Raw genomic sequence first — 26,217 nt, forward strand, 5'->3', positions numbered from 1 at the left:
GGAATCCGGATTCCGCCCCGAAGTCTAGGCAGAGGATCGTTTGAGATGTCAACTCCGCCGGCCCGCCGCAGGACGCGTACCGACGCCGAGCGCAACCGCGATCGCGTCCTCGAGGCGGCTCGCGCACTGTTCGCCGCGTCCGGTCACGACGTGCAGATGTCGGAGGTCGCCCGGGCGGCGGGCGTCGGCGTGGGGACCCTCTACCGCAAGTTCCCGACCAGGGAGGCCCTGATCGAGGCCGTCGCCGAGCACCGGGCCGTGGAGATCATCGCCACCGCACGCCGGCTCACCGGCGCCGGCGATCCGGCCGAGGGCCTGGCCCGTTTCCTGCACCACATGGGCGAGGTGCTCGCGGACGACCGCGGCATGTCGGAGGTCGTCGAGAAGGCCATGGGCTCGAGCGAGCCGCGGGAAGAGACCCGCGAGGCGCTGCTGGCCATCGCCGCCGAGCTGATCGACCGGGCGCGGGCGAGCGGCGCGGTCCGGCAGGAGGTGACGACCGAGGACGTCAACATGGTCATCTGCGGCCTGGCGGCGGTCATCCGCAACGCCGCGGGCGACTGGCGGCGATACATCGAGGTCGCGCTCGACGGACTGCGTTCCCGCTGATCAGGCGAAGGTCAGGTGGGAGGGGAGCGCGGGCCTGCCAACGCCGGGGACAGGGCCGCCTGCCCGGGAACGGAGGCCGGCGCGGGCCGCCGCCGTCGGTGCGGCGGCGGCCCGGAGCGTGGTGCGGCGCGGGTCCGTTCCCAGGAGGCAGGGGCCAGGGGGCAGGGGGCAGGGATCAGCCGGCAGCGGTCAGGGGGCAGGGTTCCAGCCGTCGGATCCGGCCAGGTACTTCTGCGGGGTGTAGTTCGCCGCCTGGGAGTCGCTCATCTGCGGCCGGTTGCCGTTGGTGCCGGCGCCCGCGCCGGTGTTCCTGTATTCGAAGAAGCGGGCGTTCTTCCAGGAGTTGCCGGACATGTCGGTCCAGGGCTGGGAGGTCTTGATGGTGGAGCCGAGGGTGGACTCCCGGTAGAGCACCTGGGCGCTGGGGCCCCACGGGCGGCCCAGCTGTGTGGTGCCCGCGGTGGCGCCGGAGATCCGCGACCTGTAGATGAGGAAGCCGTAGGTCTTGGCGGCGTCCGTCCTGGCGGCGGTGATCGGGGCCCCGCTGGCGCGCTTCTCGTAGATGTCGCAGTTGTCGATCACGATGGTGCCGTCGCCGAAGATGAAGTCGACGGTGCCCTCCACGTAGGAGCCGGTCATGTAGGCGCGGGCGGAGGCGTTGACCAGGAACGTGTCCTGGTCGCCGAGCAGCCGCACGTTCGACAGGACCGCCCGGTCGGCGTTGAGGTTCAGCGCGACGGCCTGCTGGCCGTCGACGGACGAGCTCTCGACGTGGTCGTTGGAGATCGTCAGGTTGGTGGCGGTGAAGTCGTGGCCGTTCACGAACGCGGTGGCGCTGTTGAAGGTGCCGCCGTTCCCCCCGGCGTAGTGGTTGTTGACGATCACGACGTCCGAGGCCGACGCGCCGAGGCCCTGCAGGGTGATGTACGGCTTGTTGGCCGGGATGGTGACGATCTCCCGATACGTGCCGGGCTTGATGGTGATGACCACGCGGCCGCCGTTGTTCGCCGGCACGGCGTCGATCGCGGCCTGGACCGTGCGGTACCTGCCGGTGCCGTCGGCGGCCACGGTGGCGGCGCCCTGCGTGCCGGCGGGGGTGAACAGCCACTGCTTGTTGGTGTTGGCGGTGCAGGTCTCCTGGATGACCGCGGCGCCGGAGGAGGTGGAGGCGCCCTTGTCGCTCACGCACAGCCCGCTGGCCACGCTGACGATCTGGTAGGTGCCGGAGCCTGAGGCGACCAGGCGCCACTGCTGGTTGGTCTGGTTGGCGCAGCCCCACTGCTGCAGTTGCACCCCAGAGGCGGTGGAGCCGCCCGGGACGTCGAGGCACAGGCCGCTGTTAGCGTTCACAATGGTGTAAACGCCGGATCCGGCGGATCTGAGCGTGAAGTGCTGCCAGGCGGCGCCGGAACAGCCCCATTGCTGCACCAGCGCGCCGTTGCTCGTGGAGCCGGACACCACGTCCAGGCACATGCCGCTCTTGGTGACGCTGATCTGGTACGTCCCCCCGGCCGAGGGCACGGCCGCCTGCGCGGGGACGGAGGACAACGCGACCGCCGCCAGCGGCGCGGCGGCGAGGACGGCCGCCCCACCGGCGGCACGCCGGGCCGGCCGGCGGCGGATCCGAGGCGGACTCGAGGCGTTGCTGGGGGGTGTGACAGGCATCTGCACTCCTTCGGACGCGCTGCGCGAACGGGAGGACCACGGCTCGCGCCGGAAGGACCGGCGTCGGCGCGAGAGCCACCGCACCGTATGCGAACTGCTCCGAATAAGTCAATCGCCTCAACTAACGGTGTCGCGTCGCCGCTGATCGACCGGCCGGGCCCGGTGCGAAACTTTCATCGCGGGCCACCCGCTTGACCCTCACGCGGCGTGAGACCGCAGGCTTGGACCAGGAAGGGAGGAGAGCCCATGGGCTACTCGGTCGGCCAGGTCGCCCGCTTCGCGGGGATCACCGTGCGGACGCTGCACCACTACGACGAGATCGGGCTGCTGACGCCCGGCGAGCGGTCGGCGGCCGGATACCGGCGCTACACAGAGCCGGACCTCGAACGGCTGCAGCAGGTGCTGTTCTACCGGGAGCTCGGGTTCTCCCTGGAGGAGATCGCCGCCATCCTCGACGATCCGGGCGCCGATCCGATGACCCACCTGCGTCACCAGCACGAGCTGCTGCGGCGCAGGATCGGCCGGCTGGAGGAGATGGCCGCGGCGGTCCAACGCGCGATGGAGGCGAGAAAAATGGGCATTTCCCTCACACCCGAGGAGCGGTTCGAGGTGTTCGGCGACTTCGACCCCGACCGGTACGCCGAGGAGGCGGAGGAACGCTGGGGCGGCACCGACGCGTTCGAGCAGAGCCGCCGCCGGACGGCCCGCTACACCAAGGACGACTGGCGGGCCATCACCGCGGAGGCCGAGGAGGTGCTGCAGGCGTTCGCGGCGGCCTTCACCGAAGGGGCCCCCGCGGACGGCGAGCGGGCGACGGACGTGGCCGAGCGGCACCGCGCGCACATCACCCGCTGGTTCTACGACTGCACCTACGAGATCCACAAGGGCCTCGGGGAGATGTACGTGAGCGACCCTCGCTTCGCGGACAACTACGAGCGGGTCGCCGAGGGGCTGAGCCGGTACGTCCGCGACGCGGTCCACGCCAACGCGGCTCGGCACGCCTGACCGGTACGGCGTGTCCTGCGGGCGGTGCCGGTGCCACCGGTGGCTGTTCCCCTCCCGGTCATTCCTGGCACCTTCACAGCCTGGAAACGCGGCGGAAACACGTCCGGGTCAAGATGAGGACTCGTGATCAGGGCCATTCTGTTCGACCTCGACGAGACCCTCTTCGATCATCGCCGGGCGGTCGCGCACGCGGCGACCCGCTGGACCGAGTCGGTCTGCCCCGGGCACGAGCTGCTGCCGGAGGCGCCGGCGCTGTGGCTGGATCTGGAGGACAAGCACCTGCCGGCCTGGCACGCCGGGGAGTGCTCGTTCGCCGAGCAGCGGCGCAGGCGGCTGCGGGAGTTCTGCCGGCGGCTCGGCCTGCCGGCGCCGGCCGACCCGGACCTGGCGTTCGCCGGGTTCCTGACCCACTACGAGTCGGCCTGGGCCGCCTTCCCCGACGTACACGAGACGCTGGAGGCGCTGGCGCTTCTCGACGACGCGCCCGTGCCGGCCGTGCTCACCAACGGCACGGCGGCGCAGCAGGAGGCCAAACTGCGCCGGATCGGGCTGATCGACCGTGTGGAGGTGGTCTTGACGCCCGAGGCGCTCGGCGCGTTCAAGCCCGACCCCGAGTGCTACCGGCGGGCGGCGGCGACGCTGGGCCTGCCTCCCGGCGAGGTGCTCATGGTGGGCGACAACCTCCTGCTCGACGCGGTCGCCCCCACCCGGGCGGGAATGCACGGCGTGTGGCTCGACCGGTACCGCGCGGAGCCCGCCCCCTCCTCCCCCGCCGTACCGAGGATCACCACGTTGCGGGACCTGCCCGGCGCGCTGGACGCGGTGAACTCGCGCGGGTCCGGCCGGCCACGGCGCCGTACGCCCGAAGCCGCGACCGGCCGGGAAACAGCCGCGTTCGCGACGGTCACCCGGACGGCCATGGGCGGGATCGCGGTGCCTGTGCCGCTCGGGTGACCTCGCCGTGGTGAGGGCACACGCCGCCGTGAGCCCGAGCAGCCGGCACATCCCTCACGGCCGCGGGCGTGAGCGGTCAGGCGCGCAGACCGGCGGCGGCGACGCGGCGGCGGGCGAAGCCGAGCCGCTCGTAGACGACGACGGCGGCCGCGTTCCAGTCGTCCACCATCAGCGCCACGCGGCCGTGCTCGGCCAGCAGCGCGGAGGCCACGAACCGGCACACCCGCTCCCCCAGCCCGCGTCCCCGCGCCGGCGAAGCGGTCGCGACGCCGGCGAGCAGGCCCACCGTCGGCGCCGGCCACGCGTCGGCCGCGACCGCCAGCAGGGCGCCGCAACCGTCGCGGACACCGGCCCAGCGGTGCACGCGCGGCAGGCCCGGCACGGCGTAGGAGCCGGGGCTGGCGGCGGCGAGCAGATCGGCCACCTCGCCGGCGGCGGAGTCCGCCAGCCAGGCGGGAGGCCGCTCCCGGCCCCCGGCCCGCTCGCGGGGCGGGGCGAGCTTCTCGGTGCCCATCCAGGAGAAGCGACCCGCGAGCTCCAGCTCCGGCACGGCCTCGACGACCTGTTCGATCAGCGCGGCGTCGCCGAAGGGCCGGTACGACGGCCCGGCCTCGGCCAGGGCGTGCCGCAGCAGCGGGACGACCCGGGCGGCCTCGCCCCTGACCGCAAGGCGGTCCCGCCGGGCCGCCTCGGGGCTGGCCACCGCCACCGCGTCCCCGTAGGCCCAGGCGCGTACGCCGGGACGCATGCCCTGCGCCGCCCACACGACGAGGTCGTCGTCTCCCGAGGCGGCGACGACCTCGGCCTCGCTCACCAGCTCACGCACGCGTGTCCCTACAGGATCGCGCCCGCGACGTAGGCGGCGTCCCCGGGATGCCGCGCGGTGATCTCCCCGATCCGCGCGGTCACGGCCTCCACCTGACCGGCGGCCGCGCCGGCGAAGGAGGCCCGGTCGGCCAGCAGCGCGTCGAGCTCGGCCCGGCCGAGCGGGAAACGTTCGTCGGCGGCCAGCCGGTCGAGCAGCTCGTTGCCGGCGCCGCGCGAGCGCATGGCCAGCGCCGAGGCCACCGCGTGCTCCTTGATGATCTCGTGGGCGGTCTCGCGGCCGACACCGGCCCGCACCGCCGCCATGAGCATCTTGGTCGTGGCGAGGAACGGCAGGTAGCGGCCCAGCTCGGCCTCGATGACGGCCGGGAACGCGCCGAACTCGTCCAGCACGGTCAGCATGGTCTCCACCAGGCCGTCGAAGGCGAAGAACGCGTCGGGCAGGGCCACCCGGCGGACGACGGAGCAGGACACGTCGCCCTCGTTCCACTGGTCGCCGGCGAGCTCCCCGGCCATGGAGGCGTACCCGCGCAGGATCACGGTGAGGCCGTTGACCCGCTCGCAGGAGCGGGTGTTCATCTTGTGCGGCATCGCCGACGAGCCGACCTGGCCCTCCTTGAAGCCCTCGGTGACCAGCTCGTGCCCGGCCATCAGGCGGATGGTCTTGGCCAGGGAGGACGGGGCGGCGGCCAGCTGCACCAGCGCGGTCAGCACGTCGTAGTCGAGCGAGCGGGGATAGACCTGGCCGACGCTGGTGAAGCGGCGGGCGAATCCCAGGTGCGCGGCGACGCGGTCCTCCAGCGCGGCCAGCCGGTCGGAGCCGCCGAGCAGGTCGAGCATGTCCTGCGCGGTGCCGACCGGGCCCTTGATCCCGCGCAGCGGGTAGCGCTCCAGCAGATCCTCCAGCCGCGCGTAGGCCACCAGCAGCTCGTCGGCCGCGGTCGCGAAGCGCTTGCCGAGCGTCGTCGCCTGCGCGGCGACGTTGTGCGAGCGGCCCGCCATGACGGTCGGGGAGTGCTCTGCGGCCAGCCGGCCCAGCCGGGCCAGCAGCGCCACGACCCGGCCGCGCACCAGCAGCAGGCTGTCGCGGATCTGCAGCTGCTCGACGTTCTCGGTCAGGTCTCGGGAGGTCATGCCCTTGTGGACGTGCTCGTGCCCGGCCAGGGCGTTGAACTCCTCGATGCGGGCCTTCACGTCGTGGCGGGTGACCTTCTCCCGCTCGGCGATGGAGGCCAGGTCGACCTGCTCGGCGACCTTCTCGTAGTCGGCGATCGCCTGCTCGGGCACCTCGATCCCGAGGTCGGCCTGGGCCTTCAGCACGGCGAGCCAGAGCCGGCGCTCCAGCACCACCTTGTGCTCGGGAGACCACAGGCGGGCCAGCTCCGGGGAGGCGTAACGGGCGGCCAGGACATTCGGGATACGCGGCTTGGCATTCACGTTGGCCCAGTCTATTGAGCGCGCACCCGCCGCCCGTCCCCAGGTGCCGGGCAGGGCTCACCAGGGCGTCTCAGCGCGACCACTTGCCGGCCCGGGCCCGCACGCCCACGCGTCAGTACCGGCTACCGGCCGGCGCGGGCACGGCGTCGAGTTCGGCGAGATCGTCCGGGGTGAGCCGCAGGCGTGTCGCCGCCGCGTTCTCCTCGACCCGCGAGCGGCGCCTGCTGCCGGGTATCGGCACGATGTGCTCGCCCTGTGCCAGCGTCCATGCGAGGGCTACCTGGGCCGCGGTGGCCCGGTGCCGGGCGGCGACGTGCTCCACCGTGTCCACGATGGCCAGGTTGGCCTTCAGGTTCTCCTCCTGGAAGCGGGGGTTGTGCGAGCGATAGTCGTCCGGGGCGAACCTCGCCTCGCGGAACCGGCCGGTCAGGAAGCCGCGGCCGAGCGGGGAGTAGGCCACGAAGGCGGCCTCGTGGCGGGCGCACCACTCCACGGAGGTGGCCAGGTGGTCCCTGGTCCACAGGGACAGCTCCGACTGCACGGCCTTGATGGGATGGACGGCCTGGGCCCGGTCGAGCTGCTCCAGGCTGAACTCCGAGACCCCGAGGGCCAGCGCCTTGCCCGCGGCCACCATCTCGGCCATGGCGCCGATGCTCTCCTCGACCGGCACCCGCGGGTCCGGGCGGTGCAGGTAGTACAGGTCGACGTGGTCGACGCCCAGCCGCCGGAGGGAGGCGTCGAGGGCCGCGCGCAGGTGCTCGGGGCGTCCGTCCGGGTGGGGAAGGGCGGGGACGCCGTCATCGCCGACCCGCGCGACGTTGCCGCCCTTGGTGGCGAGCACGACCTCGTCGCGCCGCCGGGCGATGGCCCTGCCGACGGTCTCCTCGTTGGTGAAGGGCCCGTACACGTCGGCGGTGTCGAGGACGTTCACGCCCAGGTCCAGCGCCCGGCCGATGACCTCACGGGGATCCTCGGCGTCGGTGGCCGCGCCGTAGGCCCACGTCATCCCCATGCAGCCGAGCCCGATCGCCCCCACCTCCGGCCCGCCGGGCCACAGCCGCCGGGTCGTGATCCGCTCCTGGCCTGACTCGCCGCTCATGCGTTCCTCCTGATCCGATCCAGATCCGATCAGGAATGCCGCGTGCCCAGGGTCGCGGTGCGGAAACTCCGGTGTCGTCTCGGGCCCGTGTCGCCGGCCGCGACGTCGCTGTGCGGGACCTCGGAAGCACGACACAAGCCCGAGATCGCCGCGAGAGCCTCACGCGACAGGCTCGGCCGCCCGGGACTCCCGGGCGCCCCGGCCGCGCAGACGGTCCATCTCACGCCACTGCGGCAGCAGCGCGGCCAGATTGGTGGTCAGGAAGTACGCCGCGCCGCCGGCCACCAGCGCCGGCCCGAGCCCGAACCCGGCCACCGCGGCCCCGGCGGCCAGGCCGCCGAGAGGAATGCCGGCCCACGCCATCGCATCGCCCAGCGCGTTGACCCGCCCGCGCAGGCCGCGCGGCACCCGTTCGAAGGCGATGGCCCCCAGGATCGGATTGAGGAATCCCCCACCGGCCCCGCTCGCCGCGAACACCGCCAGCACCGCCCACATCGGCGCGCCGGTCGCCAGCACCAGGAACCTCGGCGCCCCGGCGAGCAGGAATCCCGCGAAGAACACCACCCGGCGCGGCATCCGGTGCGCGACGGCCGCGGCGACCAGGCTTCCCGCGACCGCCGTGGCGCCCCACACGCCGTTGCTCAGGCCGATCGCGGCAGGCCCGTTGCCGGACCGCTCGGCCCACACGGGCAGCAGGACGGTGCTGAACGCCGCGTCCAGCAGGTTGGTGACCCCGACCATGACGATGATGGTGAGCAGCAGCGGCTCGCCGCGCAGGAAGGCGAAGCCCTCGCCGAAGCGCCGCCAGTAGCCGGAATCGGCCGGGGCCTCGTCCGCCGGGCGTCCCATGCCGCGCGGCAGGGCCAGGGCGATGATCAGCGACCCGAGGGCGAAGCACACGGCGTTGACGACCAGGCCGGTCAGCGGGCCCAGCACCGCCACCAGGAGGCCGCCGGCCGCCGGCCCGACGGTCGAGGCCAGCCGCTCGGTCACGCCCGACAGGCCGGTGGCCCGCTCCAGCGGCACACCGGCACGCTCGGCCGCGTCCGGGACCATCACCTCCTTGGCCAGGTCGCCGGGGCCGCGTACGGCGCCGATCACCGCGACCAGGGCCAGCAGCACCGGGAAGGTCAGCAGGTCCAGGGCGTGCAGCAGGGGAACCGCGCCGGCCGCGGCCGCGCTGACCGCGTCGGTGCTCCAGGAGACGACCCGCGGACCCGCCCGGTCCACCAGCGGCCCGGTCAGCGCCTTGACCACCACGTACGGAGTCATCTCGCAGAAGGCCACCAGCCCGGTCTGGGTGGCGCTGCCGGTCGTGACCAGCACGAACCACGGCAGCGCGATGGCCGACACCCGGGTGCCGGTCAACGCGACCGCCATGGCGGCGAGCAGCCCGCCCAGCGGCCGCAGCCTCCGCGTGCGGGAGGAGGCACCCGTCATCGCGCGTCGTCTTCCCGGGGGGCGGGCGCGTCCAGTTCGGGCAGGATCTGCACGATCACCGACACCCGTTCCGCGTCCTCGGGGGCACCGGCCGCCTCCGGCACGTCGCGGCGGTGGCGGGTGACGACCGCCCACAGCTCCTCCCGCAGGGCGGTGGCCTCCTGCGGGGTCAGCCGCAGCGCCCAGTCGCTCATGTCGCACGCGGCGCGCCACTCGCGCGGCATCGTCTGGAGCTCGTTGATCGCCCGCTGGGTGCGCATGGTGTAGGTGGCGGCGACGGACTGCAGGTAGGCCACCGTCGCCTCGGGCTCCCGCTCGGCCAGGTCCAGGTCGTCGAGGTAGGTGGACCGGTGGACCGCGCGCCACCAGCGCTCCCGCGCGTTCCCACGCGCGGTGTCCTCCTGGACGAAGCCCGCGGCGGCGAGCCGGCGCAGGTGGTAGCTGGCCGCGCCGGAGTTGATGTTCAGCAGCTCGGCGAGCCGGGTGGCCGTCGACGGGCCGTGCTTGCGCAGCAGGCCGACCACCTGCACGCGCACCGGGTGGGCGAGGGCGCGAAGGCCCTTGGCGTCGAGGACGACCACGTCCTCCGCGGCCGGAGAGTACGGCGTCTCGTCGTGATCGGTCATGACCCCACCATAAACCGCAAACAGTTCTTCGCGAAGAAGTGTTCGCGAAGAACTGTTTGCGGTTACCTCACGCGGCCGGGCTCACTTGGCCGGTTCGAGGGCCTCCTCGCCGTACACGGTCAGGTCGCCCTCGCCCGAGGCGGGCGGCTTCGGCGTACGGCGCATGCGCTCCTTCAGCCGCTCCACGATCGTGTAGAGCGTCGGCACCAGCACCAGCGTGAGCAGCGTCGAGGAGATCAGGCCGCCGATCACGACGATGGCCAGCGGCTGGGAGATGAACCCCCCGGAACCGGTCACGCCCAGCGCCATCGGGGTGAGCGCGCAGATCGTCGCGATCGCGGTCATCAGGATCGGGCGAAGGCGCCGCCGGCCGCCCTCCACGACCGCCTCCACCACGCCCATCCCCTGCTCGCGGTACTGGTTGATCAGGTCGATCAGCACGATCGCGTTGGTGACGACGATGCCGATGAGCATCAGCATGCCGATCAGCGCGGGTACGCCGAGCGCCGTATCGGTGACCAGCAGCAGCCCGATCGCGCCGGTCGCCGCGAACGGGATCGACACCAGCAGGATCAGCGGCTGCACCAGGCTGCGGAACGTCGCCACCATGATCATGAAGACGATCGCCACCGCCAGCAGCATGGCCAGTCCCAGGTCGGCGAACGCGTCCTGCTGTTCGGAACTCGCACCGCCGATCTTGTACGTCACCCCCGCCGGCAGCGTCAGCGTCTTCAGCGTGTCGGTGACCTTCGTGGTGATCGCGCCGAGGTTGGAGGCGTCGGCGGTGCCCGACACCGTCGCGGTGCGGTCGCCGTCCTGACGGGTGATCTGGGTCGGCCCACCGGCCTTCACCACGTCGGCGACGTCGCCGAGCTTCACCATGCCGGTCGCCGTGGGGATGGCGAGCTTCCTGATCGCCGCGACGTCGGCGGGCACGTCGCCTCCGGCGCGCAGGATCACGTCGCTGGAGCGGCCGTCGACGTCGATCGAGCCGACCGGTGCCCCGCGGAACGCCTGCGCGACCAGCTGCCCGATCCCGGCCTCGGTCAGTCCCCTGGCGGCGGCCTTCTCCCGGTCCACGTGCACCTCGACCCGCGGGACGCTGTCTTCGAGGTTGGAGGTGACGTCCCGCAGCCCGTCCACCTTGGCCATGGCATCGCGCACCGTGGTGGCGGCCGTCTTCAGCGCGGCCTGGTCCGAGCCCTGCACGATGACCTGCACCTGGTCGGAGTTGAACCCGCCGCCGCTGCCGCCGACCGTGATGTCGCCGACCCCTGTCAGGCCCTTCAGCCGCTCCCGCAGCCGGTCCTCCAGGGCGGTCGTCTCCACGCCCTCCTTCAGCGTCACCGAGAACGACGCGTGATCGGAGGCGCCGCCCAGCCCGCCGAGGAAGCGGTTCCCGCCGCCGACCGTCACCTGGTAGGACTTCACGCCCCCGTCGGCCGCGAGCACCTCTTCGACCTTCTTGGCCGCCGCGTCGGTGGTCGCCAGGTCGGTCCCCGCCGCCATTCGCTGGCTGATCTGCGTGGTGTCGTTGCCCGAGTTGTCGAGGAAGTTCGTCTTCAGGTTGGGCGCCAGCGCCATTGTGGCGACGAACACCACTACCCCGATCAGCACCGTGATCAGGCGCCGCCGCGTCGCGAACCGCAGCACCGGCAGGTAGATCCGCTGCAGCGGGCTGCGCAGCTCCCTGCGCTCGGCGTCCTCGCGTACGGCCTGCGCCTCCTGCGGCGTGAGCGCCGGCGCCTTCAGGAACCAGTACGCCAGCACCGGGATGACGGTCAGCGCGACCAGCAGCGACGCCAGCAGCGCCACGGTCACCGTGATCGCGAACGGGCTGAACAGCTGCCCCACCATCCCGCCGACGAAGGCGATCGGCAGGAACACCGCGACGGTGGTGAGCGTCGAGGCGGTCACCGCGCCGGACACCTCGCGCACGGCCGTCAGGATCGCCCTCCGCTTCTCCTCCCCGTAGGCCAGATGACGCTTGATGTTCTCCAGCACCACGATCGAGTCGTCGACCACCCGGCCCACGGCGATCGTCAGCGCGCCCAGCGTGAGCAGGTTCAGCGAGTAGTCGCCGATCCACAGCGCGATCAGCGCGATCACCACCGACAGCGGAATCGACACCGCCGTGACCAGGGTGGACCGCACCGACAGCAGGAACACCAGGATCACGAGCACGGCGAACGCCAGGCCCAGCAGGCCCTCGGTGGTGAGGTCCTCGATCGACCGCTCGACGTACGGCGCCTGGTCGAACACCACGGTCAGCTCGGCGTCGCCGCCGAGGGCCCGCGTCAGCTCCGGCAGGGCGTCGTTGACGTCGTGGGAGATCTGCACCGCGTTGCCGTCGGGCACCATCGTGATCGACACGCCCAGGGTCGGGGTGCCGTTGGTGCGGGTCAGCGTGGTCGCGGCGGCGTCCTCGACCTTGATGTCGGTCACGTCGCCGAGCTTGACCGGCTTCGGCCGGGGCGGCTGCGCCGCCGCGCCCTGTCCTGCCGCCTGTCCTGCCGCCTGTCCGGGACCCTGTCCTGCGGCCTGGCCCGCGCCGCCGCGCTGCCCGGCGGCGGCGCCCTGGCCCGCCGCGGGCGCGGCCGCCGGGGTCAGGTAGAGGTTCTCGAGGTCCTTCACCGTACGCACCGGGTCGCCGATCTGCACGGTCAGCGACTTGCCGTCCTCGGTCAGGGTGCCGGCCGGGATGGACACCCCGTTGGCCCGAAGCAGGTCGGGAATGGCTGCGGTCGACAGCCCCAGCCGAGCCAGCCTCTCCTGGTCGGGAGTGATGACGACCCGCTCCTCGCGGGCGCCGCTGACGCTGACGTCGCGCACGCCCTCGACCGACTGCAGCTCCGGCACCATGATCTTCTCGATCTTGTCGAGCATGGCGTGCTGGTCGCCGCCGTCGCCCACCGCGATCGCCATCACCGGGATGTCGTCGGTGCCGCCCGCGACCACCTGCGGATCGACGTCGGCCGGAAGCTGCGCCTTGATCCGGCTCACGGCCTGCTGCATCTTCCCGATCATCTGGTCGATGTCGGTGCCGTACTCATAGGCCACCTGCACCTGGGACATCCCCTCCCGGGAGGTGGAGGTGATGTCGGTGACACCGGCGATACCCTGGAACGCGCTCTCGATCGGCTTGGTGACCTGCTCCTCCACGATCTCCGGAGCGGCACCCGCGTAACTCGCCACCGTGAACGCCGCCGGGAACTCCAGCGACGGGAAAAGCTGTTGCTTCAGCGAGGGAATCGCGAACAAGCCGAAACCCGCGAGCACCAGCGCGATCATGATCACGAGAGTGCGATTGCCAAGGCTCAGCCTGGCCAAGGAGGTCATCCGAGCTCCTGACAGTAAGGAAAGTGTTTGCCCAACCCTAACACTTCGCATTGGACGAACATTCAGCTGTTGCATTAACGACTGGTAACCTCTCCTTCCGAGAGGTGACAGTGAACGACAGCCCGGCCGAGCGGCCCACCGGCATCGACGCGGCGGCCGCCCCCCGCACGCAGGACGAACCCGCACCCCCCGGAGAAAACGGGGAGGGCTCCGAGCGTGGATGCCTCATCGCGCGCCTCACGGAGCTGCAACGCAGCATGGGCCGATTCTTCGCCCGGGACCGCTCCATGCCGCTGCTGGCCTCCACCCTCACGATGCAGCAGCTCAAGGTCGTCATGTTCCTGTCGTTCGCCGGGTCCACCTCCGGGCAGGAACTCGCCCGCCACCTCGGCGTCGGCCTGGCCACCGTCACCGGCATCGTCGACCGCGTGGTCGCCCAGGGCCTGGCCGCCCGTCACGAGGACCCCCACGACCGCCGCGTACGCCGCGTCGAGCTCACCGAGGCGGGGCGGCGGCTCACCAGCGAGATCATCGAAGCCGGGACGGGCGGCTACACCCGCCTCCTGCGACGGCTCGACACCGAGACCCTGCGCACCATGGAGACGGTGATGCGCAAAATCGAGGACGCCATGCGCGAGATGCACGCCGAGGACGCCGAACCCTCCTGACCCGGCGATCATTCCAATGGACCGGTAATGACCTGCGCCGATCTTGACCAGCTCCGGCCGGGGCCCCTCACCGAGGGGTATGAGGCTCACGTCCCGGCGGCACCGGACGCGACCGGCAGCGAACCGCCGGGTCAGGACCAGGAAGGCACGCAATGTCCCGCTCCCGCGCGCGCGACCCGCGCGACACCACCGTCCCCGCGACGGCCCTCACGAGCCGGCGGCTGGCCGCGGCCGCGCTCCTGATCACAGCGGGGATCGCCGCCGCGCAGCCCGCGATCGCCCGCGTCGCCCCGCATCAGCCGCGCACGGGACTCACCGCCCTCCGCAACCCCGGACCGGGCGGAGACGGAGCGCGGGCGGGCAGAGGAGGCCGCGCCGGCGGCGGCCAGGTGATCAGAGGAGGCCGCGCGGGCGGCGGCCAGGACCGCTCCGGCGAAGGCCGGTTCAACCAGAGCCTGAACGGCGTCATCAGCCCCACCTTCGTGCAGGGGCAGGCACAGCAGGCCATCACCGACCACGGCGCGTTCGAGGTGCAGTCCGCTTTCTGTGCGTCGCAGCCGGACAACTGCCTGCTCGGACAGAACATGCCGATCCGCCGCAAATCCTGACGCCCCGCCAGGCCGGGCCGCGAACACCTCACGCACGCCGGACCGGTGATCACGGCGCCAACCGCGACCTGCGCGACCCGGCCGCCGCCGGGGACGACGACGAGATCCAACCCCTTGCACAGCCGGAAGTGTCGATCACCCGGTCGGGCTCCTCCTCGTCGGGGTGAACGATGTAACCGGCCCGCTGACCAACTCTGCCGCCGTCAGGCGGTGCGGTCCAGGACGTTCTCGCGGGCCACGGCGTACCGTTCGCGGATCGCCGGCACGCCGTCCGCCTCGTGCGTCTCAACCTGCCCGACCGTCCACGACGGCGGCCGCTGCCCGCCCGACAACACCCAGGCCGCCTGACGGGCGGCGCCGTCTGCGACGTACTCCCCCAGCGGTGGGACGAGCACAGGACGGCCGAAGACTGCAGGTGCGATGCGGCGCACCGCCTCCGAGCGGGCGCCGCCGCCGACCAGGATGACCCGGTTGACCGTCGCGCCCTGCGCGATCATCGCGTCCAGCCCGTCGGCGAGTGCGCACAGCATGCCCTCCACCGCCGCGCGGGCCAGGTGCGCGGGGGTCGAGGTCCGCAGGGTCAGGCCGTGCACGGCTCCGGTGGCGTGCGGGCGGTTCGGTGTGCGCTCGCCCTCCAGGTAGGGCACCAGGACCAGCCCGTCGGCGCCCGGCGGGGCGGACAGCGCCAGCGCCGACAGCCCCGCGTGGTCCACCCCCAGCATGATCGCGGCCGCGTCCAGCACCCGGGCCGCGTTGAGCGTGCACACCACAGGCAGGAACCGGCCGGTCGCGTCGGCGAACCCGGCCACGATCCCGCTCGGGTCCGCGGCCGGCACGTCGGAAACGGTGGACACGATGCCGGAGGTGCCGATCGACAGGATCACGTCGCCCGGCTCGGCGCCGACACCCAGCGCCGCAGCGGCGCAGTCGCCGGCGCCGGGGCCCAGCGGCGCACCCGTGGGCAGGTGCCCGGCCTGACCGGTCGGCCCGAGCACCTCCGGCAGCAGCACATCGTCGCGACCGAACGCCAACCGGAGCAGGTCCAGGCGGTACTCACCGGCCGCCGCCGACCAGTAGCCGGTCCCGCTGGCCTCGCTGCGGTCGGTGCGCAGCGCATCGAGCCCCGGCGCGCCGGACAGTCGCCAGGTCAACCAGTCGTGCGGCAGACACACCGCGGCCGTACGGGCGGCGTTGTCCGGCTCCGCCGAGGCCAGCCAGCGCAGCTTGGTCACGGTAAAGCTGGCCACCGGCACCAGGCCGACCGCCTCCGCCCATGCTCGCTGTCCCGCCTCGCCGCCGCCGTGATCCGAGATCAGGTCGGCGGCGGCGCCGGCCGAGCGGGTGTCGTTCCACAGCACGGCGTCTCGGATCACCGCGCCGTCGGAGTCCAGGCACACCATGCCCTGCATCTGCCCGGCGATCGAGGCGGCCGCCACGTCGTCCAGTCCGCCGGCCTGTGCGACCGCGTCGGACAGTGCGGCCTCCCACGCGGCCGGCGGCACGGCGGTGCCGACGGGATGTGGTGCGCGGCCTTCGCGCACCAGCTTCCCGGTCTCGGCGTCGCGGATGACGACTTTGCACGACTGGGTCGACGAGTCGACTCCGGCGACGAGGGGCACTGGTTCTCCGGGCTTGTCGGGTGCGGGTCTTGTGGCGTGGTTGGTCGGCGGGGGCGCACACCACGTGATTGACGGCGAGCCGGTTGAGCGGATGAACCCGCGCCCTCGGCGCCGACCATGCCTGGGGTCGAAGATCTGCAACGCCAGGGCTATTCGGTTGAGTGGCTGAATTATTTCAGCGGCGCTCGATGTGTTGTCAAGATCACGCACCCCTGCCGGTTGCACCCGTTGACCGCCTGCTCGGCGAACTGTGGCCGGTGCCGGTGGACGCCATCGAACAGGTTCGCGAGCTGCCCGTACCCGTGCAGGTGCTGCTCGGTGCCCGCAGCGCGCTGCTCGACGCGGCGGCGGTGGCCGCGCGGCTGGCCCGCATCGCGCCGTCCTGGCGCGTGGAGATCGTGCCCGGCACCGGACACGCGCTGCCCGTCGAAGCTCCCGACCTGGTCGTCGAGCGGATCCTTACCTTTCCCGGGCAGGCACGGCCCGGGATCGCAACGCCGTAGGACAGACCGCCGGGTCCGGCAGCGGGCCGCCGCCCCGGGCGGGCCGTCCACGCGAGGTCTGTTCGCCGCCGTCCTCGGCTCGATCCTTCCCTCCAACCAACAGAGCCGCCTGGACTCTCTGGCCTGGACCGCCTACCACACCGCCGCCCTCACCGACCCCGCGCTCGCCGCGGCCGGGCTCAGGCTGCCCGACGCAGCAGCGGCGGCCACACCGCGGCCGCTCCCGGACTGAGCCGCGCCGACCGAAACTCCTCACCCGCATCGCGTTCCGGGGTACGGCGACCACCGGCGCCACGGCTCGCACGATCCCTAAATGTGACAACTGGACCGGTCGAAAAACACCTCCCTACTATTGGCCCGTGCGGCTGAACGTCCTCGGGCCCATGGAACTCGTCGTGGCCGGGCAGGTCGTACTGGCCGGACCACCGAAGCAGCGAGCCCTCCTCGCCCTCCTCACGATGCACGCCGACCGCGTGCTCCCCGCCGACCTCCTGGCCGACCGGCTGTGGTCCGGCAACCCGCCGGCCGGCGCCCAGGGAAACCTGCAGGTGTACGTCTCCAACCTGCGCCGCCGGCTGGAACCCGGCCGGCGGCCCGGCACGACCCCGACCGTCCTGGTCAGCGCCGCCGACGGATACGGCCTGATGACCGGCGGGCTCGCCCTCGACACCAGAGACTTCGAGACGCTCGTGACGACCGGGTCCGCCCAACTGCACGAGGGACGGCACCAGGAGGCGGCGGCCGCCCTCGCCCAGGCGCTCGGCCTGTGGCGGGGCACCCCCTATGCCGACGTGCGGTCCGAGGAGTGGGCGCAGCCGGAGATCGGCCGTCTGGAACAGATGCGGCTGGACACAGTGGAGGGGCTGGCCGCGGCCCTGCTGGAGCTGGGCCGCCACACGGATGTCGTCGCGCGGCTGGACCCGTTCGTCCGCGAACACCCCCTGCGCGAGCGTGCCTGGGAACTGCTGGTCCTGGCCCACTACCGGGCGGGCCGGCAGGCGGCGGCCCTCGAATGCCTGCGCAGGGTGCGGGACGTGCTCGCCGGGGAACTGGGCATCGACCCCGGGCCGCGGCTGCGGGAGCTCGAAGGCGCGGTGCTGCGCCAGGACACGACTCTGCTCCCGCCGGAGCGCCCCGCCGCGCCGTCATCCCCACAGCGGCCCCCACAGCGGACACTGACGCGGACACCGGAACAGACGACGGCACGCGCGGTTCCCGAGCCCGCGGCGGACGAACCGGTCTTCGTCGGCCGCGAAAGTGCGCTGGAGTTCCTGGACGAGGCGGCGCAGGCGTCGTCCGCCGCCGGGCAGGTCGTGCTGGTGGACGGCGAGCCGGGCGTCGGCAAGACGAGCCTGCTGAAGCGGTTCATCACGACCGCCGACGTGCCGGTCGGCTGGGGGGCGAGTCCGGACCACGAGACCGCGCCCGCCCTGTGGCCCTGGGAACGGATCCTGCGCGACCTCGCCGCCGCGGCCCCGCAGGCCGACCTGCCCGACGAGGTGGGCACGTTCCTGTCGGGCGGGCTGGAGGCGATCCCGGCGTCCGACGCGCAGGGGGCGCGGCTGCGGTTCTTCGAGGCCGTCGGCACGTTCCTCGGCGGCGTCGGCCCGGTGACCGTCGTGCTGGAGGACATCCACGCGGCCGACGACGCGACGCTGCGACTGCTGGTCCACGTGGCGTCCACCGCCCGGCCGGGCCTGCTGCTGGTGGCGACCTTCCGGCGGCACGAGGCGTCGGCGCTCACCGGCACGCTGTCGGCGCTGTCACGGCTCGGCGCACGCAGGCTCGGGCTCGACGGGCTCGCCGCCGAGGAGGTCCGCGCGCTCGTCCGGGAGGTGTCCGGCCGCGACCCCGGCAGCCGCAAGGCCGAGGAACTGCGCGGGCGCACCGCCGGGAACCCCTTCTTCCTCGCGGAGCTGGCCCGGGCCGGCGAGGAACTGCCGCAGGGCGTGCTCGACGTCGTGCTGCACCGGGTGGCGGGCCTGGGGCAGGAGGCGGCCCGCGTGCTGGAACTCGCCGCCGTGATGGGCGACGAGTTCGAGGCGGGCGTCCTCGCCCAGGTCGCCGGCGGCACGGTCGGCGACCTGCTGCCGCCGCTCGACGCGGCCCTCGCCGCGGGACTGATCCGGGAGTCGTCGTACCGGCTGGGCGTCTACGAGTTCGCGCACGCCCTGGTGACCGACGCGCTGCTGTCGCGCCGGTCGCGGCTGTGGCGGGCGCACGTGCACGAGCGGGTCGCGGGCGTCCTCACCCGCGTCCACGGGGACCGGGACGACCGCGCGGCGGTGATCGCGCGGCACTGGCTGGCGGCGGCGGAGCTGGGAGCGGAGCCCGCCCGCATGGCGATGGACTACTGCGCCCGCGCCGCGCGGGCGGCCCTGCGGCGGCACGCGCCCGACGACGCGGCCACCTCATGGCAGGAGGCGCTGGCGGCGGCCGAGCCGGCCGGGGCCGGCCCGGCCGAGCGGTTCGAGCTCGCCGTCGGGCTGGCCGAGAGCCGCTACGCCGCCGGGCGTTTCGACGAGGGCTACGAGGCGGTCGAGCAGGCGCTCGCGATGGCGGGCGCCGACCTGGACAAGGCCGTCGAAGCCGCCGACATCGCCATGGGACACGGCGTCTGGGTGCCCTTCCGGTACGGCCTCGACGTGGCCGCCCTGCGGGAGGCGACGGACCGGGCCGTGCGAGAGCTGCCGCCGTCCACACCGACCTGGGCGACGGCACAGGCCGTCCGGGCCGTCGTGCTCGCCCAGACCGGCCGCGAGGACGAGGTCGACGCGGTCGCGTCGCAGGCCGTGGCGGCGGCCGAGCGCCTGGGCGACCCCGCCCTGCTGCGGCGCGTGCTCCACCTGCGGCTGCTCGCCATGCAGGGACAGGACTTCATCGAGCAGCGCGCCGAGACCGCGCGGCGCCTGCTGGCCGAGCCGGACCTGTCGTCGCAGCTCAGGGCGATCGCACAGCTTCACCTCGTCGTCGATCACGTCGAGCACGGCAGGGTGCCGCAGGCCCGCGCGCTGCTGGCGGAGACCGACGCGCTGCTACGCGACTTACACAACCCCGCGCTGGCGCTGCAGGCGGCGATCGCACACGTGGGTCTCGACCTGTTCCAGGGCGTGCCGGACCCGGCGCGCCACTACGAGCCCGTCAGGGCGACGCTGTCCTTCTCCGACCTCGCGTACTTCGAGGTGGGCATGCTCGCCGTGCGGGCCGAGACGCTCATCCAGGAGGACCGCTTCGGCGAGGAGGCGGAATGGGTCGAGGAGGTGTTCCGGCGGACGGGCATGGCCGGGCTCGCCTACGTCCTGGCGTACGCGCTGGCTGACCGGGGCGAGCACGAGCGCGCCCGGCGGCTCCTGCGGGAGACCCCGCTGCCTCCGCGCGACTACCACTGGGCGATGGCCGCGATGTGCCGGCTGCACGCGGCGATCCGGCTCGGCGAGACGGACATCGTGCGGGAGGTCTACGACGCGTTCCGTCCCTTCGCCGGGCTGCTGCACGTGAGCGGCACGTGCACCACGATCGACGGCGCGTACGACGGCCACATGGGCGAGGCGCTGCTGGCGCTCGGGGACCGCGAGGGGGCCCGTGCCCACCTGCGGAAGGCGGTGCGCCTGCTGGAGCAGGCGGGGGCGGGCTACTGGCTGGCAAGGACCCGGCAAGCACTCGACAAGTGCACGTAGGGGCGGGTCGCGCACGCTGTTTCCGACACGTTCGCCACGTGAGGAAACAGATCGATGATCACAGAGGAACACCTGACCGGCTTCCTGATGATGCACGCCGGTTTCCGCGCAGAGTTCGGCCGCCTGGCCGAGGCGTGCGCGAACCCGCGTGACGACACGCACGAGGAACTGCTGGAGGAGCAGCTCGCCCTCGTGCTGGACATGCTGCACGCCCACCACGCCCACGAGGACGCCGTTCTGTGGCCCACCCTCGCCGGCCGCGCCCCGCAGGCGGCGGACGTGCTGGCCGAGCTGGAGTCCGAGCACGCCGTGCTCGACCCGCTCATCGCGGCCGCCTCCGATCGCGGGGTGCCCCTGCCCGGGCGCGCGCCCACCCTGCGGCGGCTGCACGAGGTGGTCAACGAGCACCTCGACCACGAGGAGCGGGCCGTCGTGCCTCTCATGCTCCGCCACCTCACCCTCGACGACGTCGAGGCCGACAAGCGCCGGGCGATGGACGACTTCGGCCGCCGCCGGGTCCCCGTCATCTTCGGCTGGCTCGCCTCGAGCGCCGACGCCGGCCTGCTCGCGGCGTCGTACGCCGACCTGCCCGTCGTGGCCCGGCTCATGTTCCGCCTGTTCTGGTGGCCGGCCTACCGGCGGCGCTTCACCCGCCTGTACGGCACCACCGCCCCCGCAAACGCTCTCCTGGAGTCGTGATGACCGCATCCGTATCGACCACGTGGCCGCGCGAGGCGGCCGAGATCTTCGACCGCGCCATGGTCTGCGCATACGCCTCGCTCACCCGCGACGGCCGGCCCGTCACCTGGCCCGTCACCCCGTACGTCGGCGCGGGCGGCACGCTCGACGTGAGCACCGGGCTCACCTACCCCGACAAGGCCGAGCGCGCCCGGCGCGACCCGCGCGTCGCGCTGCTCTACTCCGAGGGCACCGGACCGGACCGGGCCCATCCCCCGGCGCCCGTCGTCCTCGTGCAGGGCCGGGCGACCGTACGCGACGCGGATCTGCAGGCCAACACCGACCGGTACGTCCGGGAGTCGCTCGCCAAGACCGGCGCCGGGTTCGCCGCGATGCCGTGGTTTCTGGTGAAGCGGCTGGGGTGGTATTTCGCCCGCGTCTGGGTGGAGGTCACCCCCGAGAGGATCGTCTGGTGGCCCGAGGGCGACCTGTCCAGGGCGCCCGAGATCTGGACGGGTCCGGGGGACGTCGCGGTCCCCGCCTCCGACCCCGCCCCCACGGGCCCCCGGCTGCCGAGCCGGTCGGCCCCGCCGCCGGACTGGCGGCCCTTCGCCGACCGCGCGGCCCGTCTGGGCGAACCCGTCGTCACCATGGTCGCCACCGGGGTCACAGGAGGGGCCGGCGAGGGCATGCCGCTGGCGGTGCGCACCCGCTCGGCCGTACGTACCGGGGCCGGCTTCGACCTGCGGCTGCCCGCCGGCGTCCGGGCGGCCGAGGGGCCGGTGTGCCTGACCTTCCACCGGCACGGCCCGGCCATGGAGTGGCAGGAGAACGTGGTGCTCGTCGGGACCGCGACCGGGGAGGGCGACCGGCTGAGCGTGCGAGTCGACCGGGCTCTGAACGACTGGAGCCTGCCCCGCAACCGCCGCGAGCGCAACCGCTCGTTCCTCGGCCAGGGCAGGATGCTCAGGAAGCGCCTGCAGGCCGAGGCCGCCCGCCGCGGCCAGCCCGTCCCCCGCGTCCGCCGCCCCGGCGCCTGACTTCGTCCGTGTATCCGCCGGAGCGCGACGGCCTGCGGCGGATACGGCGAGGCCGTGAACGGCTCTCGACGGACCCACCCGCCGCCAGGTCGTGTCTGACGGTGAAAGTTGCACGTCCCGCCTAAATATGCCGCAGCTCACGGCCCTACCGGCAGCTGCACGCTTGACCGCTCCACACGTCCTACTCACGATCACACGGGCAAGATCCTCCAGAAAAAGGGACGTAATGAGCACCCTGCGCATCGCCAGACCGGCCATCGCACTCGTCACGGGGTTAGCGGTGGCCGCCCAGATACTCACCGGCGTACCCGCCGCGACCGCCAACACCACGCCCGTCAACGTCACCGTCAACGCCCGCGCGGGGCTGGCCGCCGCGTCCGACACCGCCGTGGGCGCCAACCACGCGATCTGGGACAGCAACCTCGGCACGAACGAGACGGCCGACCTCCTCAAGGCCGCCGGCGTGAAGATGCTCCGCTATCCGGGCGGGTCGTACGCCGACATCTACCACTGGAAGACCCACACCGCCCCCGGCGGCTACGTCGCCCCCGGCACCGACTTCGACACCTTCATCAGCGGAGCCAGGCGCACCGGCGCGCAGCCGATCATCATCGCCAACTACGGCACCGGCAGCGCCCAGGAGGCCGCCGACTGGGTCGAGTACGCCAACGTCACCAAGAAGTACGGCGTGAAGTACTGGGAGATCGGCAACGAGAACTACGGCAACGGCCACTACGGCGCCGACTGGGAGGCCGACGACCACGCCGACAAGAGCCCGGCCGAGTACGCCGGGAACCTCGTGCGGTACGCCGACGCGATGAAGGCCGTCGACCCGGCCATCAAGATCGGCGCGGTGCTCACCACCCCCGCCAACTGGCCCGACGCCATCGTCGCCGACGGCGACCAGAACACCTGGAACGACACCGTCCTGTCGATCGCCGCCTCGAAGATCGACTTCGTCATCCTGCACTGGTATCCCCCGCACAACGACGTGGCCGACGTCCTCACCAAGACCGCCCACATCCCCGACATGATCTACCTGGTCCGCGAGCAGATCGCCAAGCACGCGGGCGCCCGCGCCGGCGACATCGGCATCGCCGTGACCGAGATCAACAGCGGGATCGCGCCGAACACACAGCCCGGCGCGCTGTTCGCCGCCGACGCCTACGCCGGCCTCATGGAACAGGGCGTGTTCACCGTCGACTGGTGGAACGTCCACAACGGCGCCGGCACCATCAGCACCGTCGCCGGCCAGACCGACTACGGTGACTTCGGCATGCTGTCCAGCGGCACCTGCTCGGGCGACACCTGCGAGCCCCCGCTGAACACGCCCTTCGCCCCCTACCACGCGCTCTCCATGATCAGCGCCTTTGCCCACCCCGGCGACCGGTTCGTCCGCGCGGCCACCGACGAGCCGCTGGTCGCCGCGCACGCGGCACGGCGCCCCAACGGCGACCTCGCCGTCCTGCTGATCAACCGCGACCCCGACGGCGAACGCACGGTGAAAATCGGCTATGCCGGGTTCACCCCCGCCGACGAAGCGCCGACCGTGCAGACCCTCACCAACGGCGCCACCTCGGTCAGCACCGCCCACGACGGCACCGCCACCACCCGGACCCTTCCGCCGTACTCGCTGACCACGCTGGTGCTGCACCCGGCCACCGCCGCCACGGGCGCCCCCGCGGCCCCCGGGCAGCCCACCGCGAGCGACGTCACCGACAAGACCGCCACCATCTCCTGGCCCGCCGCCGCACCCGGCGCGAGTCCCGTCGCCAAATACGAGATCCACCGTCAGAAAGGCGCCGTCACCGAACAGCTCGGCGAGACCCCCGGCACCTCCTTCACGGTCCGCAATCTCGTCCCCGGCACCCGTTACACGGTGAACGTCATCGCCCGCGACACCGCCGGCCGCGTCTCCTGGGCCTCCGCGCCGCTCACCTTCACCACCGGCACACCGGACAAGAGCTCCTGCGCGGTACGCCTGAAGGACACCAGCGACTGGGGCAGCGGGTTCGTCGCCACCGTGGACATCACCAACACCGGCACCGCCGCCGTCGACGGATGGACGCTCCACTTCACCTGGCCGACGGCGTGGCAGAGCGTCAGCAGCGGATGGAGCGCCAACTGGACGCAGAGCGGGACCTCGGTCACCGTCACCAGCACCACCGACAACGGCAAGCTCGCACCCGGCGCGAGCACCTCCATCGGATTCGTCGGGGCCTACAGCGGCCCCAATGTGCTGCCGACGGCCTTCACCCTCAACGGCGCCCTCTGCACCGCGCAATGATCTTCAGCTTGACTTAGAGCGCGCTCCAACTCCCAGACTGGTCCCCATGGACGAGGGGATGACCATCGCGCAGGTAGCGCAGCGTACCGGCCTCACCGCCCATACGCTGCGCTACTACGAACGCGCCGGCCTCATGCTGGAGCCTCCGCCGCGAGGCGACAACGGCCACCGGCGCTACACCGAGCGGGACGCCGACTGGATCGCGTTGCTCACCCGCCTTCGGGCGAGCGGCATGTCCATCGCCGCCATGCGCCGGTACGCCGAACTCGCCCGCCGGGGCCAGGGCACCTACGCGGCTCGCAAGGAGCTGCTCGAAGCCCACCGGGCCGAGGTCATCGCCAAGATCGAGCAGCTCCGCAGCGATCTCGAGACGGTCGACTACAAGATCGACCTCTACCGCCGCAGAATCAGGGGAGAAGAATGAAGCAGCACACGCTCGGCCAGGGCCTTCGCACGTCGGCGCTCGGCCTGGGCTGCATGGGAATGAGCGACTTCTACGGTCCGGGCGACGAGACCGAGTCGATCCGGACCCTCCACCGCGCGCTCGACCTGGGGATCACCCTTCTCGACACCTCCGACGCGTACGGTCCGTTCACCAACGAGAGGCTCGTCGGCAAGGCCGTCGCCGACCGGCGCGACCAGGTGGTGCTGGCGACCAAGTTCGGCATCGAGCGCCTGCCCGACGGCACCCGGGTGGGCGTCAACGGCCGGCCCGACTACGTGCGCCGCTCGTGCGACGCCTCGCTCGAACGGCTGGGGGTCGACCACATCGACCTGTACTACCAGCACCGCGTCGACCCCGGCGTCCCCGTCGAGGAGACCTGGGGTGCGATGAAGGAGCTGGTCGAGGCGGGCAAGGTCCGCCACCTCGGCATCTCCGAGGCCGCGCCCGCCACCGTCCGCCGCGCGCACGCCGTGCACCCCGTCACCGCGGGGCAGTACGAGTACTCCCTGTTCACCCGCGACATAGAAAACGAGCTGCTGCCCACGCTGCGGGAGCTCGGCATCGGCCTGGTGGCCTACAGCCCCCTCGGCCGTGGCCTCCTCACCGGTGCGATCACGAGCACCGGGGAGCTGTCCGCCGACGACTTCCGCCACCACAACCCCCGCTGGCAGGGCGGCAACTTCGACGCCAACCAGGCCCTGGTGACCAAGGTCGGCGAGATCGCCGCCGCGCTCGGCGCGACCCCGGCCCAGGTGGCCCTCGCCTGGGTGCTGACCCGGGGCGGGGACGACGTCGTGCCCATCCCCGGCACCAAGCGGGTCGCCCGGCTGGAGGAGAACGTCGCGGCTCTGGAGATCGAGTTCGACGCGGACCAGCTCGACGCGCTCGACTCCCTCGCCGGTCAGGTCGCCGGCGACCGGTACAACCCGGCCGGGATGAGCACCGTCAACCACTGAGCGGCCATAGGAAACCGGGCACGAAGATCGTGCCCGGTTTCCGCGCTGCGGCGAAGGGTTTTCGGGAGTTGATCTTGATTTTCCATTGACCCGGCGCCTTTACGTTGTAGATCGGATAAGGAACTCGGTCAGTAGACGTGTGATCTCGGCGGGGCGCTCCAGGCTCGGCAGGTGACCGGCCCAGTCGAGCTCGAGCAGCGTCGCGTCCGGCAGCGCCCCGGCGATGTGCCGTCCGCTTCCGCGACGTCGCCGGCGTCCGAGTACGGCCCCTCCGCGACGAAAGGCGTGCGCCCGTGCCCCCGGAAGTCGAGCCGGGTGACGCGGAACCGCTCCCCCAGCGGCTCCCACTGGGGATCCCACATGCCCGAGTCGGCGACGCTGGAGTGCAGCAGGACGACGGGCTCGCCTGAGCCCCGTTCCTCGTGCCAGACCGTCATCGGGCCTCCAGCGCGACGCGGACGCCGAGGGCGACCAGGAGCGCCGCGCCTGCCGCCTTCATCGCGCCGTACGCGACCTGCGAGGCCAGGACCAGCACGGACAGGCCGAACACGGCGGCCATCGCCCACAGGAAGATGCCGGTCTCGTTGCCGAGGAGAGCGGCCACACCGGAGGAGCGGCCTGCCCTGAGCGTCTGCCGCAGGATCACCGCGGTGCTGACGCCCGGGATCATCGCGAGCAGGAAGCAGGAACCGACGAAAGCGAGCCAAATCACGGGCACATCGTCCTGGCCCCCGCCC

General features: G+C 72.6%; 22 protein-coding genes. 12 read left to right on the forward strand and 10 right to left on the reverse strand.

The genetic code is table 11. The annotated features are described in order from the left end of the window. Nucleotides 1-45: 45 nt before the first annotated feature. On the forward strand, nt 46-609 hold the full coding sequence (locus ACQPZZ_RS20110; RefSeq protein ID WP_432934202.1) for a TetR/AcrR family transcriptional regulator: 564 nt from the start codon (nt 46-48) through the stop codon (nt 607-609). A gap of 189 nt (nt 610-798) precedes the next feature. On the opposite strand, the gene ACQPZZ_RS20115 is transcribed toward ACQPZZ_RS20110, so the two are convergent. After that, on the reverse strand, nt 799-2,274 hold the full coding sequence (locus ACQPZZ_RS20115) for a pectinesterase family protein (RefSeq protein WP_432934204.1): 1,476 nt from the start codon (nt 2,272-2,274) through the stop codon (nt 799-801). A 246-nt stretch (nt 2,275-2,520) separates the two neighbouring features. On the opposite strand from ACQPZZ_RS20115, the gene ACQPZZ_RS20120 reads away from it, so the two are divergent. After that, nucleotides 2,521-3,279, forward strand: coding sequence for a MerR family transcriptional regulator (locus ACQPZZ_RS20120; protein ID WP_432934206.1), 759 nt, complete (start codon nt 2,521-2,523; stop codon nt 3,277-3,279). A gap of 123 nt (nt 3,280-3,402) precedes the next feature. Further along, a complete protein-coding gene (locus tag ACQPZZ_RS20125) occupies nt 3,403-4,233 on the forward strand; it encodes an HAD family hydrolase (protein WP_432934208.1) in 831 nt (276 codons plus the stop codon). 76 nt (nt 4,234-4,309) lie between these two features. Here ACQPZZ_RS20125 and ACQPZZ_RS20130 read toward each other — a convergent pair whose 3' ends face one another. The 6 genes from ACQPZZ_RS20130 to ACQPZZ_RS20155 form a co-directional block, all read right to left on the reverse strand. Then, nucleotides 4,310-5,059: a GNAT family N-acetyltransferase gene (locus ACQPZZ_RS20130; RefSeq protein ID WP_432934210.1), complete on the reverse strand. Its 750-nt coding sequence runs from the start codon at nt 5,057-5,059 to the stop codon at nt 4,310-4,312. An 8-nt stretch (nt 5,060-5,067) separates the two neighbouring features. Continuing rightward, on the reverse strand, nt 5,068-6,495 hold the full coding sequence (gene purB / locus ACQPZZ_RS20135) for an adenylosuccinate lyase (RefSeq protein WP_432934212.1): 1,428 nt from the start codon (nt 6,493-6,495) through the stop codon (nt 5,068-5,070). A 112-nt stretch (nt 6,496-6,607) separates the two neighbouring features. After that, nucleotides 6,608-7,594 carry an aldo/keto reductase gene (locus ACQPZZ_RS20140; protein WP_432934214.1) on the reverse strand — a complete coding sequence of 329 codons (987 nt, stop codon included), beginning with the start codon at nt 7,592-7,594 and terminating at the stop codon, nt 6,608-6,610. Between the two features lie 159 nt (nt 7,595-7,753). Beyond that, entirely contained in the window at nt 7,754-9,034 is a 1,281-nt protein-coding gene (locus tag ACQPZZ_RS20145) for an MFS transporter (protein WP_432934216.1), read from the reverse strand. After that, complete coding sequence (locus ACQPZZ_RS20150) at nt 9,031-9,660, reverse strand: ArsR/SmtB family transcription factor (protein ID WP_432934218.1); 630 nt, start codon at nt 9,658-9,660, stop codon at nt 9,031-9,033. The genes ACQPZZ_RS20145 and ACQPZZ_RS20150 overlap by 4 nt, the downstream gene beginning before the upstream one ends. An 81-nt stretch (nt 9,661-9,741) precedes the next feature. Then, nucleotides 9,742-12,999 (reverse strand): efflux RND transporter permease subunit, encoded by a 3,258-nt coding sequence (locus ACQPZZ_RS20155; RefSeq protein WP_432934220.1) that lies wholly within the window; start codon nt 12,997-12,999, stop codon nt 9,742-9,744. Nucleotides 13,000-13,103: 104 nt separating this feature from the next. Between ACQPZZ_RS20155 and ACQPZZ_RS20160 the strand changes: the two genes are divergently transcribed. After that, on the forward strand, nt 13,104-13,667 hold the full coding sequence (locus ACQPZZ_RS20160; protein WP_432934222.1) for a MarR family winged helix-turn-helix transcriptional regulator: 564 nt from the start codon (nt 13,104-13,106) through the stop codon (nt 13,665-13,667). 152 nt (nt 13,668-13,819) lie between these two features. Next, nucleotides 13,820-14,275: a hypothetical protein gene (locus tag ACQPZZ_RS20165; protein WP_432934224.1), complete on the forward strand. Its 456-nt coding sequence runs from the start codon at nt 13,820-13,822 to the stop codon at nt 14,273-14,275. A gap of 203 nt (nt 14,276-14,478) precedes the next feature. Here the strand turns inward: ACQPZZ_RS20165 and ACQPZZ_RS20170 are convergent, their stop codons facing one another. Beyond that, nucleotides 14,479-15,894 (reverse strand): xylulokinase, encoded by a 1,416-nt coding sequence (locus tag ACQPZZ_RS20170; protein ID WP_432934226.1) that lies wholly within the window; start codon nt 15,892-15,894, stop codon nt 14,479-14,481. A 263-nt stretch (nt 15,895-16,157) separates the two neighbouring features. Here ACQPZZ_RS20170 and ACQPZZ_RS20175 point away from each other — a divergent pair, with 263 nt between their 5' ends. The 7 genes from ACQPZZ_RS20175 (at nt 16,158) to ACQPZZ_RS20205 (ending at nt 25,480) form a co-directional block, all read left to right on the forward strand. After that, the gene (locus ACQPZZ_RS20175) at nt 16,158-16,397 is read left to right on the forward strand and encodes an alpha/beta fold hydrolase (protein WP_432934228.1); all 240 of its coding nucleotides are present in this window, start codon (nt 16,158-16,160) and stop codon (nt 16,395-16,397) included. A 359-nt stretch (nt 16,398-16,756) separates the two neighbouring features. Further along, the gene (locus tag ACQPZZ_RS20180; RefSeq protein WP_432934230.1) at nt 16,757-20,074 is read left to right on the forward strand and encodes a BTAD domain-containing putative transcriptional regulator; all 3,318 of its coding nucleotides are present in this window, start codon (nt 16,757-16,759) and stop codon (nt 20,072-20,074) included. 54 nt (nt 20,075-20,128) lie between these two features. Beyond that, the gene (locus ACQPZZ_RS20185; protein ID WP_432934232.1) at nt 20,129-20,773 is read left to right on the forward strand and encodes a hemerythrin domain-containing protein; all 645 of its coding nucleotides are present in this window, start codon (nt 20,129-20,131) and stop codon (nt 20,771-20,773) included. Beyond that, the gene (locus ACQPZZ_RS20190; protein WP_432934234.1) at nt 20,773-21,792 is read left to right on the forward strand and encodes a hypothetical protein; all 1,020 of its coding nucleotides are present in this window, start codon (nt 20,773-20,775) and stop codon (nt 21,790-21,792) included. Before ACQPZZ_RS20185 ends, ACQPZZ_RS20190 begins: the two co-directional genes overlap by 1 nt. Nucleotides 21,793-22,018: 226 nt before the next feature. After that, on the forward strand, nt 22,019-24,079 hold the full coding sequence (locus tag ACQPZZ_RS20195) for a cellulose binding domain-containing protein (RefSeq protein ID WP_432934236.1): 2,061 nt from the start codon (nt 22,019-22,021) through the stop codon (nt 24,077-24,079). 46 nt (nt 24,080-24,125) lie between these two features. After that, a complete protein-coding gene (locus ACQPZZ_RS20200) occupies nt 24,126-24,503 on the forward strand; it encodes a MerR family transcriptional regulator (RefSeq protein WP_363638077.1) in 378 nt (125 codons plus the stop codon). Next, nucleotides 24,500-25,480, forward strand: coding sequence for an aldo/keto reductase (locus ACQPZZ_RS20205; protein WP_432934239.1), 981 nt, complete (start codon nt 24,500-24,502; stop codon nt 25,478-25,480). The genes ACQPZZ_RS20200 and ACQPZZ_RS20205 overlap by 4 nt, the downstream gene beginning before the upstream one ends. 128 nt (nt 25,481-25,608) lie before the next feature. Here ACQPZZ_RS20205 and ACQPZZ_RS20210 read toward each other — a convergent pair whose 3' ends face one another. Continuing rightward, a complete protein-coding gene (locus tag ACQPZZ_RS20210) occupies nt 25,609-25,917 on the reverse strand; it encodes an alpha/beta fold hydrolase (RefSeq protein ID WP_432934241.1) in 309 nt (102 codons plus the stop codon). Next, nucleotides 25,914-26,192: a LysE family transporter gene (locus ACQPZZ_RS20215; RefSeq protein ID WP_432934243.1), complete on the reverse strand. Its 279-nt coding sequence runs from the start codon at nt 26,190-26,192 to the stop codon at nt 25,914-25,916. Before ACQPZZ_RS20215 ends, ACQPZZ_RS20210 begins: the two co-directional genes overlap by 4 nt. Nucleotides 26,193-26,217: the final 25 nt, after the last annotated feature.

The sequence above is a fragment of the Microbispora sp. CA-135349 genome (assembly GCF_050947365.1).
Classification (GTDB): Bacteria; Actinomycetota; Actinomycetes; order Streptosporangiales; family Streptosporangiaceae; genus Microbispora.